The sequence below is a fragment of the Vibrio scophthalmi LMG 19158 genome, assembly GCF_000222585.1.
GTDB lineage: Bacteria > Pseudomonadota > Gammaproteobacteria > Enterobacterales > Vibrionaceae > Vibrio > Vibrio scophthalmi.
Map to the genome: position 1 here is coordinate 1 of NZ_AFWE01000142.1, position 14,996 is coordinate 14,996.

Below are 14,996 nucleotides of genomic sequence, written 5' to 3' on the forward strand. Positions count from 1 at the left end.
AGTGTGATAATGCAATTGCTTCCAGCGGCCACTGTACTCCAAGCTAGACCAAGAGCTTACCGGCCAGTTGTCATTCAATTGCCAGTAAAGCATACCGCGACACACTGGCGAGATAGCGCGCCAATGATCGCAAGCGGTTTTGATGGCCATAGCCTGCTGCACTTGGCTTAGATACAGCATTTGTTCAAAACCTGTCGGGAAACGGTAATAACGCGTGAACATCTCAGTGATGATGCTGTTACCGCGCGGGTTCTTTTGATGTTGCTCAAAAGTCGCCGATGTCACGTTCCAATCTTGCTCGGGCACAAACTGCTTCACTTCAGCAAAAGACGGCCATGATTGAAAACCAAATTCCGAGCAAAAACGTGGGTTAACGTCAAGATAAGCCGCAAATGATTTACCTGAGTGCCAAACATCCCAAAAGTGCATATCGCCTTTGCTGTCGTCATGCCACGCATCGCCAAAATCCAACTCGCCATTACATGGAGAGCTAGGCCAGAAGCGACGTGAATCATCTTGCTGGCCGATAACTTGCTCTATCATTCGATTAAGGCGATCGTAATTAACGGTGTACTTCACTTTGTTGTGCTTGGATTCGTCATACCAACCAATCGCACCAATCACTTCGTTATCGCCGCACCACAACGCAATCGATGGGTGCTCTTTTAAGCGCGGAATTTGGAAGCGAAGTTCTTGCTCCACTTCTTTCAAGAAGCCATCATCAGAAGGATACAACGAGCAGGCGAACATCATATCTTGCCAAACTAACAACCCTAGCTCATCACACAGGTTGTAGAAGGTATCACTTTCATACTGGCCGCCACCCCAAACGCGAATCATGTTCATATTGGCATCGACAGCACTTTGTAACAGATCACGATAGCGCTTTTCACACTCTCTCCCGGGCATGGCATCCACTGGGATCCAGTTAGCACCTTTGGCATTAATCGCAATACCATTAACGACAAATTCCATCGCAGAGCCATGTTGATCGGTTTGATTATTTAAATGAAGCTGACGTAAACCGATCTTGCGTGACAACGTCTGCTCGGCGCAGCAAACGCTAATCGAGTAAAGGTAAGATTCACCATAGCCAGCAGGCCACCAGCGCTGAGGCTGACGAATATGGAACTGACATGGATAGTGACCGCTGCCTTGGGTTTGAATGGTTTGGCGCTCCCCATTCAAATCCACGCTCACTTCGTGCGGATGATGGTCACTTTCTACTTCGACCAATGCTGTTACGATCACACTGCCATCCGCTTGCCATTGCTGATCGGTCGAAAAACCTTTTAACCACACATCGCTGATCACATCAATTTGGAACGGGTCATAAATGCCAGAGACCATCAAACAGATCCCCCAATCCCAACCGGAATGACATTGCGTTTTACGGATCAAATTCATGTGTGGTATTTGATTATTCCCCATGGCGGAAGGGATCGGAAACGGCAATGTTTTTGCGCGCTCTAATCCTTCCAAATCCACGCGAGCAAACTCCACTCGAATCGTATTGCTGCCTTGTTTTAAAAACGGCTTTATATCAACACGTTGCTGCGCAAACATATTACTGCACTGGAATGCTTGTTCACCATTGATGTAGAAGGTCGCCAAGGTATCAACGCGGGTTAGCGTCAACCAAACGTGCTTTGCTGAGTATATAGCTGAACCTACCTCAAACTGACGTGAGAGGTGCCATTCACACTCTTCAATCCACCGAACTTTGGCTTCGTTGTCGGCAAGGTAAGGATTGGGAATGAGCTCTGCTTGCAGTAACGCCGTTACGTTGTCGCCCGGTAACGTCATTGCGATATCGATATCTGGACGCTGTGGCGACGTCAAACGCCACGTTCCATTGAGTTCCAAATGAACCATTGGGTACACCTTTATTTTATTATTAGAACAGGTTGACTCAATGTAATCCTGAGGACGTCGTAGCAGAATAAATGACATGTTATTTGCACACAAAATGCGGCGCACTTCACGCGCAGTTTCAGCGCAATGACAGTGCGATGAAAGCGGCTAACAGGCTTTGGTGGCTGCCGAGTGAAATGGCTTTTCGCCGGTTGAAAAATTCGTTAATCGATATTCGCCAAACCATCCCATACAGAATGGTTTCCAACCACGATTTAACACCTCAATTCTCAGTCATTTATCGGCAAACTTGTTAACATAACAATTGTCTTACGCCCCAACGTCTTAATTCAAATAGGCATCTAGTGTTCGTATTACAAAAATAATAACGACAAAAGATAAGACCATCCTCCAGCTTATCGCCTTACTTACTTAATTACTAATAAAATGAGTAGCCTATAAATTCAATCCCTCTTACTCGCCAAAGCTTCTCATACTCTCCAGCGCGCTCTACGACTAATGTCTAACTGACTGAGACTGTTTGTTTTTTTAGGTTTGGTATAGAGTAACAACAACTTAATTTCAATGATGAGTTTTAGTAAAAAGTTAATTTAATATTCCTATTTAATAGTGAGTTAACTTATTAATTAATACATTTACTGATAAATAAAATAGAACCACCGAGTTCTTTGTGGCAGAAAAGATATAGCGACTCCGCTAAATCTTCGCGCCGTGATTCAATAACGTTTGTTGAAATAACACACCTTAGAGTGTGAACGAAAGGAATCAACATGAGCAGCACTTTAGAATCCCAACATATACGACCTGATCAGCCTCAAGCCAATGAGGGCGAACTCACTTATGAACAACAACATAAACCAAGCTCAGAATTTGCTTCCCGAGAACAATATTTAGAGCATGAATTACAAATCATGGCGCCTAAACGTTGGCGTCCCAATCTACCGTTTAAAGATTATCGATTTGAGATAGAAGATACGATTCCTGCAATGGCGGGAACCATTGGTAAAGTGGTTATGGTGGGTGCCATTGCTGCAACTTTTGCCGGGGCGCTAGGCCTAAACGAAGACTTTATTTTAGAAAATGTTCGTTATGAGTTACTCATCGCCTCTATTTTCATCATTCTTTTCTCCGGTTTTTTATTGCCAACCGCAAACCTAGCAGGAACACACGGCCCGCTCATCCCTTTAATTCCAATTGTGGTTGCCGCAGGCGGGCACCCTATGGCATTTGGTGTGTTGATTGGCACATTTGGCTTACTCTTAGCCATCAGTAAAGGCGGCAGCATGTTGGCAAACCTCACCAGTAAAGGCGTGTGTGGTGGCTTGTTACTCTACCTTGGCTTTGTGGGAACCGTTTCTCAAGTGAAAAAGCTGTTCGCTTGGGCTGAAGGAATCGACATGAGCCATATTGCTTTTGTCGTGATCTTTTGCACCATTATTCTCTATGCTTTATTGGAACATTTTCGCAAACGTTGGCTAGCAGTCCCTCTTAGTTGCTTGCTAGGTGGTACGTTAGCTTTTGCCATGGGTGCGCCGTTTTCTTTTCAAACCGAACCGGGTTTGCCCAATATGAACCCGATGTATTGGTGGGGGGAAGATACCGGCTGGATGCTAGGCTTACCGACGATTGAACATTTCATGGTGGTATTACCGTTTGCGATTTTAGCGGTTGCGATGTGGTCACCCGATTTTCTAGGCCATCAAGTATTTCAAAAAATTAGCTATCCAAAACGTACCGAAAAAGTCCATATGAACATTGACGATACCATGACCACGGCTTCTATTCGTCAAATGTTCGGCTCTCTGCTTGGTGGCACGAATTTCACCTCTTCATGGGGCACTTACATCATACCGGCGGCGATTGCCAAACGCCCTATTCCTGCCGGCGCTTTGCTGACGGCTCTGTTCTGTATCATCGCTGCGGTTTGGGGCTACCCAATGGATTTGGCGATATGGCAGCCTGTACTGTGTGTTGCGCTCATTGTTGGGGTGTTTGTGCCATTACTAGAAGCAGGAATGGAAATGACGCGTGAAGGAAAAACCACCCAGTCGGCAGCGATTGTTGTCTTTTCTTCAGCGCTCGTTAACCCTGCATTTGGCTGGGCTCTTACCATGCTGTTGGACAACTTAGGCTTAGTCGGTTGTAAAGAACGTAGCAGTGAACTGAGTAAAATGAGCCGTTGGGTGTTGCCTGGCATTATGTTTATTGTGCTAAGTGGCGTGATGGCATTGGTTGGCCTGCTACCTGGGCTTCCAGCAATCATGCCCAGTTTTCGCTAACCTTTGAATAAGGGTGATTGAATGTTTGATCCTTTTTTAGATTAAGCTTTGCTCGCAACACAAAAAGGCCTCGCAAACGCGAGGCCTTCGTTTTTATATGAACGATTACAGCTATCCTTTCACCAATACACCGCCCTACTTGACGGACTTAATCGCTTTCACAGCGTTACCTAGAAACTGCTGTAAGAGTGGGGACGGATTTTTTCTTCATCCCAGCCTGATAGCTCAATATTGATCAATGATTTACGCTTCTCATTGCACAGTGAAGCGATCTTGATGATAGGCAGTTGGCTCCGAAACTGCGCGGTAAGTATGACCTTTTTGCTGTCACTAAGGCTGCTTCGACATTGCGCTAAAATCGCTTCAGTATCTAATTGATGTGCATTCTCGATAATCTGGATATCCGCACTCTCTTGATAGCAATCAATCAGCCAAGAGACCGCAGGCATTTCTAAGCTGGTCAGTACGATGACATCTCTTGTTGCCACAAGCTCGTGGAGTTCAAGTTGTTTGAGTTCAGTTTGCATAAATACTCTCTCCGTCACGTCAACGAGCTAACCATTAAAGCCGGTTGCCCAGTTTAGCCTGCGCCAAATGGTAGCCTCTGTCTATCATCTCTTTTGAGCGATCAAACTCTAAGGTGCCACAGGCATTACGTGGGATCTCCAGCGTAATATCCGCGGGGTAAGCGGCCAATTTTTGGCGAGCAATGGTCGATTGCATCGCATCAAATGCTTGGTTGGCAATGTCGTAGGCAGCAAAATTAAGGGTCATTTTACTTTTTACACTACTACCTAAATTATCGATAAAATGAACAACCTTCTCATGCAGATTACTCTCTTTTATTGGTCGGGAAACAGGTGTCGCTTCCGGTTTAACCGTTTCAGGTTCACCACCTAAATTTACAGCCAATGTACAGTCTGTCTTGTCTCCGAAGGTAGGCGCAATCGGTACGGGATTGAGCACTCCGCCATCAATGAGCTCTTCACCACCGATGACATGAGGCGTGAAGAACAATGGTAAAGATATCGAGGCGCGAATGGCATCAAACAGAGAGCCGGATTGCAGCCAAACCTCTTTTTCTTCGGCGACGTTGGCGGCTACTGCGGTATAAGGGATAGGCAGCTCTTCAATAGAAATCTCGCCGATCAGTTCACGCAGTGTGTCGATGATCTTGTCCCCTTTAAACATACCACTCGACTGCCATGAAAAATCCAGCATCATCGCCATATCCTTTTGGTCGATACTGGTGACCCATTCTTCAAATTGATCCAACTTACCCGCAGCGTAGACACCACCGATAAGTGCACCAATTGAACAGCCAGAGATAGATTGTATCTGATAGCCATGATCAATTAACCAGCGGATGATTCCAACGTGAACTAAGCCTCTTGCTCCACCACTGCCAAGTACAAGAGAGATCGTTTTTGCCATCGTATGAATCCTTTAAGTCATGAGTTTTTGGGTAAGTTTCAGTCCATACGGGTGATAAAGGTTTGCTCATCATCGACAAAAGCGACGTAGCTGCCGTGATAGATGAACACTCGACCACGCCCTTCAACTAAGCATGCAAGCTGTGGGATCAAATCTTCTTCGAGCTCTTGACTTTGATACGTGCCGGTATCGGTGATCACACCGCGGAGTGTAGGCAAAAATCCATAGCTGCGTTTGGCTTGATCAATCAGGCTCAATTCACTGCTGGTAGAGAAGTAAGACGGGATTGGACCGGCATCTTCGATAAACATCGATTTCAGTTCTTCAAACGCTGTAATCACCAGCCAGTCGATGTCGTTAACATGATGAATAAACATAGAGATTCTCGATAGTTTTGATGCAGAGATTCTATCACTATCAGAGGAAAAACGTGGTAGAAATTGAGCGTCTAAGGACGGTAATTCACGGCCATTTTCAGAAATCCTGCGCCAGCTTGAAACACGGGTACGGTTAATATTGTGTATTATTCAGAACACAATAAAGCCTCGTGCACGCGAGGTCTTAATAGGTTTCTCATTCGCTTCTGTGTCGATGGCAATGTGCGGGTATTCATTCGTATTACTGGCATTTTAGTGGTGAAGTTCAGCCAATCATCTACTATTAATTAATACATAATCAATGAGTTAATGATGGACCCACTAACGCAAGGTGTACTGGGCGCGTCCCTCTCTCTATCGGCGAGCAAAAAACAACACGTACTTATCGCTGGGTTCTTCGGGCTAGTCGCTGGAATGGCACCGGATCTGGATGTCTTGATCCGGTCTGAAAGCGATCCTTTACTCTTTTTAGAGTTCCATCGTCAGTTTACTCATTCACTCTTTTTTATTCCTCTTGGCAGTTTCCTATGTGCTCTGGTTTTACACCGACTATTAGGCAAAAAGCACCAACTATCATTTCAGCAAAGCTGGCTTCATTGCGCACTAGGTTATAGCACTCACGCGTTGTTGGATGCTTGTACCTCTTATGGTACTCAGCTGTTTTGGCCTCTAACCAAAGAACGTTACGCTTGGAATCTTGTGTCCGTGATTGATCCAGCGTTCACCCTTCCCTTATTGATATTAGTCGTATTTACCCTACTAAAACGAAATGCGTGGCTTGCACGTATCGCCGTAATTTGGGCTTTAACTTACCCCACGCTCGGCATGATTCAAAGAGACAGGGCTGAGGCGGTAGGTTGGCAACTGGCGAAAGAACGGCAACACGTACCGATTCAATTAGAAGCCAAGCCGACTTTTGCAAATATTTTGCTTTGGAAGGTCATTTATGAAACGGAGGAGAACTACCATGTTGACGCTATTCGAGTTACTCGTTCAATAAAAAAATATCCCGGCGAGTCCATCGTAAAGCTCGATCTAAGCCGGGATTTTCCGTGGCTAGACCCTAATTCGCAACAAGCCAAAGACATTGAACGTTTCAGTCAGTTTTCAAACGGCTTTCTAGCGAGATCCCCCGACGACGAGCTACATATCATCGATGTACGATATTCAATGGTCCCAAATCAATTCAACGCGCTTTGGAGCGTCAAGCTGTCACCATCAGCGAGTACGGACGTCCATGTCGAATACGTGACACATCGTGACAATAGTTCAGAATCAAGACAACTCTTTTCCGACATGCTATTCGATTTCTAACCAAGCCAATATAAAGAGCATTTCTACTAACTCGGTGATTGGTCAATCAAAATGGTCTCTTTCAGGAATAACAAGCCAAGGGATGGTCGATGTAAGGGATGGTAAATGTAAACTAAGAGAAGGTTAAGAAAGGATTGTCAGTTAAACCAGACGAATATCTGCCCAAGTTATTTACTCTCTGTACAACACAAAAAAAGCCTCGCAAACGCGAGGCCTTCGTTTTTCTATCGAACGATTACATCGATCCTGTAACAAATACACCGCCCTACTTGACGGACTTAATCGCTTTCATCAGTGTGCTGTTGAACTGCTCTGGTTGCTCTAGCATTGGGAAGTGGCCTGAGTCTTCAATGTAGTAGATGCTGTAGTCCTTAATGTGTTTCTTGTTCGCTTCTGAGTCGGTTGGCCATAAGCGCGCATTGACTAATATGACCGGCACGTTCACGCTTTCATACACGCGGTGTGCTTCGCCTGTCACATATTGGCCGAGATAATTGCGGAACTGGTTTATCGCAGCAACTGGCGGCGCTGAGGCCATGTCTTGCGTTACCCAATAAAGAAGTTCTGAGTCTACCTCTTTGGGTACCGAGCCTTGCACGAATACCGTCATACCCGCTTGGAAATCGTCTTCAAACGGTTTGGTCATTGCATCTAAGTCGCTTTGTGAAACCGGTAACGCCACGTTTTGCGATGTATCGATACCAATAATGCCCTTCACTCTTTTCGGCATCAGTTTCGCCGCTTCGGCTATCACTCCACCCGCCATGGAATGGCCGACTAAGATGACGGAATCAAGTTGTTCTTTATCGATGATCGCTTCAATGTCTTGGGCGAAGGCAACCATTGTGTACACTTCACGGTTGAACGACGAGTTACCGTGGCCTGCTAAATCCATGGTGATCACTTGATAGTGCTTGGAAAACTCACTCACTTGGTTTTGCCATAACCTGCTGTCTAAGCTCCAACCATGAATGAAGATCAGCGCCATATCCCCGCTGCCACTTTTGCCATACGCAATTTGCTCACCATCGTTAGATAGCGCAATACCGTACTTCACCATTGAATCATCAGCGATGACATTTACGCTACCAAGCGCCATGAATACCAAGAGTGTGATGCGTAAAATTAAACGTTTCATAATGTCTCTCTGCTTATTTGGAGAGTGCAGAAAAAGCCCCCTCTCAATCAATATAGCCACTATAAAGTGTGAAGTTGTAGACAGGTCAATAGTAGTTTGGAAATAAAAGCCTCACCCGTTCACTCTCTCATTCGATCTATTTAGCCAAGAATATTATTCTTTGCTTTAAACTACACATTTGTGACAAACTATTTTTAATATAATCATCACTTTACGAGTTTATTATGCAAACGACAAAAATCACTTGGCAAGCAGGTGAAGAGCTTCACGAAGGTACGACTGAGCTGCGTGCTTGGCATGATTTTAAGGCTTACGGCAATGTTAGCTTTCGCACTAAAGAAGACCTGTCTATTGCGGACAGTATGCAGCAATGGTTCTTTGCTAATGAAAAGCGTATTTATGCGCTTGTCTGCGATTACGTTAAGCAAAACTATCAGGAGCTACTTGAAGAGTCAGAGTTTCTCGATGTATTTGATGAAGATTCAGAAACTTACCCGACAAATGTTGGTGAGGTAAGCGAAGCTGATATGCAGGCTGGGGATATATTTAAGTTAATGCAACTCTCTGCGTTTGTTTTGCACCACCCAGACAAAAATGCTGTAGGGATGGTTTTTGAATGCGCGTGGGATGAAGAGCATGGCTTTGGCATTGTGATCCAAAGGGATGAGATTATTTCGCAAGGCTTTGAGCAGATCGTGTATCGCTCGCTATAACGCTTTTTAAAAATAGGCCTCACTTCAAAGGCTGAATTGGTGTTGGCAGATCCAATTGAAATAGTGCCTGCATTTTTATCAACTCTCTGCCACAGGTTTCGTGCATGGACGCACAAATGTCGTGAAGGCAGGATGCCTAGGAACGACCTTATGCGCAGACACTTCAGCAAGTCGGAAGCTCGCTTACGCATCGACAACCGATTATCGATCTCTTCGATTTAAGTTAAATTAAATTCACTAAGAAGAAAATGCCCCAAAATTTACTGCGCTGCGAAATACGTTACAGATAGTCAGCTAGTTTTGATATACAAAAAGTAATGCGTAGCAAAACACAAGACCTGACCCTTTTGATTAACGACTCACGCACAACTCTGGACTAGGGAATTATTACGAGAGAATCCGCCAGAGCAGGATGAAGTAGATTTCAGCGAGTCATTTGTAATTAATAACTTTATTATTTAAATGATATTTGCCAACTCACGCATATTGCATCGCTTAGAGTCATGAATAATTTTAAATTACATGGTAATAAGCTACTTCAAGATGCAGGACTCAAAGCACCGCAACAAAGGCGAATTCAAGGAAAGGTAAGATGCGTACAGCAACCATAATAACGATCACTTTAGCTTTTAGCGTCATTAGCCCATTTGCTAAGACGACACCCGTCTGGCTAGACATGGACGGGGAAATTGTCGCATCTAAATCAGAGGCAACCTTCTACCTGACCGAAGAACTAAAACAGCAAGACGGATTATGGCCATACAAATTCTACTACGTGGGTGGAACAACTGTTGCCTCTGAAGGGACACTGACAGGAGGCGATATCGCTCACTCAACTGGCATTGGAATATTTAAGTATTATCACAAGAATGGCCATTTATCGCAGATGCTACATCGTAATGAAAAGGGAGATGTTGAAGGTACAGTCAGTTATTTTGATGAAAGCGGGCGTCTGAATAAGCAGGTAAATTACGTTGCAAATAAGCCAAACGGCCAGGTAATTAAATTTGGACCCCATGGAATAATAAGCGAGAGCTACACGATAATAGATAATAAAGTTCATGGAATAGCACAAGCTTGGCATGAAAATGGACAAATACAAAGTCAGACTAATTTTGTAAATGGGTTAAAATTTGGGGAGTCGAAAACATATTACGAATCTGGTTATTTGGAATCAACCATCAATTATACCGATGATAAGCCACAAGGATGTAAGCTTGAATATCACGACAAGGTCGATGCGATAAAAACTAACACCAAGTTTGATGATGAAGGAAGAAAAATTTCTTCTCAGCAATTTACGATTGACGGCGAACTTGTCTATGACTACCTCGCCACCTACACAGGTCAAAAAGTGGTGAGTGATGAAAAAAAGTTCAAAAACTCCATTGTTATTTTTAAAAAACACATTAACGAAATTAATAATTCAAAGATCATCGAACGTTTTGATGAGTCAGGGCAACTACATTCCCGTTCTGAAAAATTCAATGGAAAGAAACATAAGCTACAGGTGTTTGTGAATTTTTTCCATCATGAGGTTACGATAGAAAACTATATTCATGGCGAACTGAACGGAGAATATTCAAGAATTGATAGGAATGGGGTTGTAAGAGAAAAAGGACTATATCTTAATAACAACAAAACTGGCACATGGGAATATTATTTCGATCAGACACATCGTATCGAAAACTACAATGCTGACGGTAAGAAACATGGTAAAATTACAACACGTAACAATAATAACTTATTAGTCTTAGAACACTATCACAATGGAAGGTTACATGGTCATAGTGAATCATACTCTCAAACTGGCAAGCTATCAAGCAAAGGCTCATACGTTAACGGAGAGAGAGATGGCCTATGGCAATACCAAGAGAGTTCTCTTGATAATTCAACGCTCTGGAAAGGTACTTATAAGCAAGGTAAAAAAATAGGTTTATGGAATGGTTATTTAAAAACGGATCATAAAATTGCAGCGGAAACCTACGATGCAGAGGGTTTGAAAGATGGCATTCATTACTATTTCTTCAAAGACAGCAATCAAATTTCAGAGACTGCTCAATATAAACACGGGGTTAGGCATGGAACATTTAACAGTTATAACAAAGATGGTAAAATCGCTTATACAGAGGTGTATGATAATGACATTAAAATTAAAGCCATTATTCACAGCATTTCTAATTTCTTCGTGGAATGAGAAAATAATCGGAATCAGGTCTTGCCTTTTGCCTGCCAAGATTTCCTATACTAGCCTCCTTCTTCAATCACCAATACCTAATGTAATGCATTGCTATAGAGGGATAGCTCGCAAGATTCTATGTTGATGGTCAACATGGGGCGTATTTTAATAGGAAAATAGCCCGCTATCATCAGGAATGATTATAATCACCGCGAAAAACTTAGAGCCTTTAATCGCACATCACACCACGAGAGAATCAATGAGCATCTACGCCCCCGGAACGCCAACCTACAAAAAAGTACTGGGGTATATCGTGATGGCGCAAATGGTGTTATTCCTTGTGGGAGTTTTGACTTCCACGCTGATCAATGACCAACTCTATGCGATATTAACCGCCATTATTGGCCTAATTTCGGCTGTTATCGTCATACTCATGGTGTTATCGATGAAAGATGAGCAGTCAGTACTGAGCCTGCATATTAAAGAGATGCGCCATAAACGATGGAAGGCTATTCTTTGCATCGTCATCGTTATCCCTGTCTTTCTGCAAATATCGCTGGCAAAAGGATTACCGGTAATAATCCACCATGCCATCTCTGACAAGGCGATTATCTTGAACAGCGTCAAAGAGACTCGCCACGGCTATAAAAACAAAGGCCCTGACGGTTGTGTTTACATTAACGGCTATCGTTTCTGGTACAACAATTTTATCTGCGGCCTAACGGAAGAAGACTGGTATGAAGTGAAGCCTGATGATGTATTGGTGCTGAAGGGTTCTAAATCGGCAATCGGTTTTAGCTATCAAGGCTATAAGAAACTGACAAGTTCATTGTTGCAGCAAACAATCGCTGAGCGCTTAAAACAGCAAGGCTATAAAGCGTTAACCCTTAAAGAAGCACAAGCGCTTGTTTCTCAGTAGTCCCAAGTTCAATAGGCAATTTATCGACTAACTAATAAAGACTTAAATGGTGACTGCGGCGTAATGCCTTCGGTTACAATGTCGACTATCGCAGCGCAAACACTCAACTATTCAACTACTGCGTGCGACGCTTTCTGATCTATCGAGAACTTTATTCATGAACAATTCCACAATGTCACGTTTTACTCTGTTACGTTTTACTCTGTTACGTAAACTACCGTTCAAACTGCCGCATAAACTGCTGCTCGTTGCCTTAGTCGCTTTGCTCGCAGGTTGTAGCAATCCCCAAGTAGACAATGCACAAAATAAACGGGTATTGGTTGTGGCTGGGGATGGCCTTAACTCAAGCTACGATAATCCTAATGCCAATGCCTTCTTTCATGAGGTGAGCAAAACCTTTGCAACCAAGCTTGGCTCAAAGCTGGAGGAATTTGGCCTTGAATCGTACCTGTTTGTCAGCAATAACGCGGATACTTATAAAGATCAATACCAAAAAGTCATCAATAGCGTGCTCTCAGAAGGGATGATTGACGGCATTGTTCAAATAAAAGTGCTGCATACCAAAGACGCAACGACTAACGAAATCGCCTTATATGCAACCTACTTTCCAACCGAAGCTTGGTTAGAAAACTGCAACGTGAAAAACATGCAAACTTGCCGCAAAACGACAAGATTAGCGAAAGCGGGTGAGATGAAATACTCGATTACCGATGAGAAAACCGGCGAGTTTAACCAAACACCTATCGATGAGACGGTGACGAACATGGCACTATTTGTCTATCGCGCAGAGCAGTAAAGAGATCATTAAACGGCTAACCAATAAAAAACGGGCATGATGCCCGTTTTTTGTTGATTCACATTTTAGCTATCTTGCTGAAAATTATTATCACTGAGTCGCAGTAAATCGTGAGCATAGTCGAGCATTTTGTTTACACCAACCAGCTCAGTATGGCCTGCAATCTCTTGATAAAACTTCGCTGGATTAGACAGACTATGTTGACGTTTTTCGCTAATCAGTGGCGTGGATGTTGAGATACACATGCGCCCTTGGTCATTGATATCAAGTGTTGGATAATCAAATTGCTGCCTAAGTTCGATTAATCGGTCAATCACGCCTGGTTTCAGAATTCGCGCCGCCGTTAATGCCTCTTTTGACCGCACGGTGTAGAGGCGATTGAATGCTGTTGATTCGCTATGGTAGTCAACGCCCTTATAGCTTGCCTTCTTATAACCGTTAATCGTCAAACTACTCGCATACGGAAAATCGAGTAAGATACCGTATCGATTGTGCACTTCTTCGGTTGTTGTACTCTGATAACCACCGTTACTGGTCGACTTTGTCTTATTTTTAGTCACTGTATATTGAAAATGAAACAGACGAAATACGAATTTACTGCCCGGTTTTTGGTAGCGACCTTGGCATAGCAAGACTATTTTTCCACTGTTCCCGCCTAAGCGAAACTCATTAAACTGCTTGGCGAGCGATTTTGCGTTATCAGCATCTTGGCCAGTAATTTCTGTTAGCTCATTGTTTATCAGCGCATCTCGCAAGAATATTCTATCTGACATTGGCTTACGCCAGTTGGCTCGAAAATAGAGCCATCCCCATAAGCCAATGGTCAGCAGAAACACCAGCACCACGAACGTCAACTCTTTATCAAACCGATAGTCTGAAAAGCCAAAGCTGATAAGGGCAATCAACTCTTCAACTGCATTCCAAAACGTTTTAGGCCAACGTGGCACGTACGTCGCCACCACCGCCATCACAGCGCTAAGCAACAGTAAGTTTAAGCCTGCCGAGATCGGATAGATGCCTCTATCATAGAGGAAGTTCATGGCTATCACCGCCCATATCACAGGCATCCAAAAGCCAGCATCATCAATCAGGTAGTGGGTTATGTAGCTTACCCACTCAAAGTCATTATGAATAAAGATCAAGAACAGTAACAGCGCACAAAACGCGGTTAACAACCACTTAAGTGCCTGCAAAGTAGGATCGCGATAATTCAACGGCCCAGAATGGGTTTCAACATGCTTAATCAGTGTAAGCAAATCGTCTTGAGTGGTTGCCGATTCCACATCATCGCGAATTTTATCGATGTTGCGGGTAACAATACGGTTACTGTGCATGACTAAAGCCTATATAACTGAACCAATGACACCCTAAACCTATCTCAACATGAAAGACTAAAAGTTAGGTTTATATTCAAACCCTGCTTGCGCTTCGCTATCCGTGAACGTTTGTATTTTTTCTTTACGTAGCAGCATATTATTAACGATTGAACTCGGGAACATCTCAATCACATTATTAAAGTCTTCCACATTAGCGTTAAAAATACGTAACGCGGCACCAATATGCTCTTGCTGCTCGCTTACTTCAGCCATGAGCTTTAGATATACATCCGATGCTTTGAGCTCTGGGTAAGCCTCTACGGCGACCTTTAAACCCTGCATTAGCGACTGCATTTGTTGCTCTGCTGCCGCCAGTTGCGCGGTATCAATACCAGCACTCGCATCCATCGCAGACAAAGCCGAACGCAATTCAGTCACCTTGGTCAGTACATCTGATTCGTGTAGGCGGTACTGTTCTACCAACGCTTCTACCTGAGGGATAATTTTGTTTTTTTGGCGCTCTTGGGTCAGAACTGATGCCCACGCACGCTCTACTGCGTTAAACTTGGCAATAATGGCGTTATATTGCATCGCAATAAAGCCTGCGACTAAAACCACAATCAAGACCAATAACACACTTATATCCATGATTCTTT

Annotated in this window: 13 protein-coding genes; 6 read left to right on the plus strand and 7 right to left on the minus strand. The window is 43.7% G+C overall.

The window, feature by feature from the left end:
• Positions 1 to 1,875, minus strand: a 1,875-nt coding sequence (locus RH88_RS10610; protein WP_005595748.1) for a glycoside hydrolase family 2 protein, incomplete at its 3' end; no start/stop codon positions are given.
• Between the two features lie 770 nt (positions 1,876 to 2,645).
• On the opposite strand from RH88_RS10610, the gene RH88_RS10615 reads away from it, so the two are divergent.
• Positions 2,646 to 4,154: a DUF3360 domain-containing protein gene (locus tag RH88_RS10615; protein ID WP_005595750.1), complete on the plus strand. Its 1,509-nt coding sequence runs from the start codon at positions 2,646 to 2,648 to the stop codon at positions 4,152 to 4,154.
• 170 nt (positions 4,155 to 4,324) lie between these two features.
• On the opposite strand, the gene RH88_RS10620 is transcribed toward RH88_RS10615, so the two are convergent.
• The 3 genes from RH88_RS10620 to RH88_RS10630 are packed head-to-tail and all read right to left on the minus strand — an operon-like array spanning position 4,325 to position 5,965.
• Complete coding sequence (locus tag RH88_RS10620; RefSeq protein ID WP_005595751.1) at positions 4,325 to 4,681, minus strand: hypothetical protein; 357 nt, start codon at positions 4,679 to 4,681, stop codon at positions 4,325 to 4,327.
• 34 nt (positions 4,682 to 4,715) lie between these two features.
• Complete coding sequence (locus RH88_RS10625; RefSeq protein WP_005595753.1) at positions 4,716 to 5,588, minus strand: patatin-like phospholipase family protein; 873 nt, start codon at positions 5,586 to 5,588, stop codon at positions 4,716 to 4,718.
• Between the two features lie 38 nt (positions 5,589 to 5,626).
• Positions 5,627 to 5,965: a hypothetical protein gene (locus RH88_RS10630; protein WP_005595754.1), complete on the minus strand. Its 339-nt coding sequence runs from the start codon at positions 5,963 to 5,965 to the stop codon at positions 5,627 to 5,629.
• A gap of 312 nt (positions 5,966 to 6,277) precedes the next feature.
• On the opposite strand from RH88_RS10630, the gene RH88_RS10635 reads away from it, so the two are divergent.
• The gene (locus RH88_RS10635) at positions 6,278 to 7,279 is read left to right on the plus strand and encodes a metal-dependent hydrolase (RefSeq protein ID WP_005595756.1); all 1,002 of its coding nucleotides are present in this window, start codon (positions 6,278 to 6,280) and stop codon (positions 7,277 to 7,279) included.
• 265 nt (positions 7,280 to 7,544) lie between these two features.
• On the opposite strand, the gene RH88_RS10640 is transcribed toward RH88_RS10635, so the two are convergent.
• On the minus strand, positions 7,545 to 8,417 hold the full coding sequence (locus RH88_RS10640) for an alpha/beta fold hydrolase (RefSeq protein ID WP_005595759.1): 873 nt from the start codon (positions 8,415 to 8,417) through the stop codon (positions 7,545 to 7,547).
• A 224-nt stretch (positions 8,418 to 8,641) separates the two neighbouring features.
• Here RH88_RS10640 and RH88_RS10645 point away from each other — a divergent pair, with 224 nt between their 5' ends.
• The 4 genes from RH88_RS10645 to RH88_RS10660 all read left to right on the plus strand — a co-directional run bounded on the left by RH88_RS10645 (position 8,642) and on the right by RH88_RS10660 (position 13,024).
• Complete coding sequence (locus RH88_RS10645) at positions 8,642 to 9,130, plus strand: DUF6985 domain-containing protein (RefSeq protein WP_005595760.1); 489 nt, start codon at positions 8,642 to 8,644, stop codon at positions 9,128 to 9,130.
• Positions 9,131 to 9,722: 592 nt separating this feature from the next.
• Complete coding sequence (locus RH88_RS10650; RefSeq protein WP_005595761.1) at positions 9,723 to 11,327, plus strand: toxin-antitoxin system YwqK family antitoxin; 1,605 nt, start codon at positions 9,723 to 9,725, stop codon at positions 11,325 to 11,327.
• Positions 11,328 to 11,568: 241 nt separating this feature from the next.
• Positions 11,569 to 12,228 carry a hypothetical protein gene (locus RH88_RS10655; RefSeq protein WP_241212180.1) on the plus strand — a complete coding sequence of 220 codons (660 nt, stop codon included), beginning with the start codon at positions 11,569 to 11,571 and terminating at the stop codon, positions 12,226 to 12,228.
• Positions 12,229 to 12,385: 157 nt separating this feature from the next.
• On the plus strand, positions 12,386 to 13,024 hold the full coding sequence (locus RH88_RS10660; protein WP_241212181.1) for a hypothetical protein: 639 nt from the start codon (positions 12,386 to 12,388) through the stop codon (positions 13,022 to 13,024).
• A 65-nt stretch (positions 13,025 to 13,089) separates the two neighbouring features.
• Here the strand turns inward: RH88_RS10660 and RH88_RS10665 are convergent, their stop codons facing one another.
• Entirely contained in the window at positions 13,090 to 14,358 is a 1,269-nt protein-coding gene (locus RH88_RS10665) for a DUF3137 domain-containing protein (protein WP_005595764.1), read from the minus strand.
• Positions 14,359 to 14,415: 57 nt separating this feature from the next.
• Positions 14,416 to 14,988 (minus strand): LemA family protein, encoded by a 573-nt coding sequence (locus RH88_RS10670; protein ID WP_005595765.1) that lies wholly within the window; start codon positions 14,986 to 14,988, stop codon positions 14,416 to 14,418.
• Positions 14,989 to 14,996 lie beyond the last annotated feature (8 nt).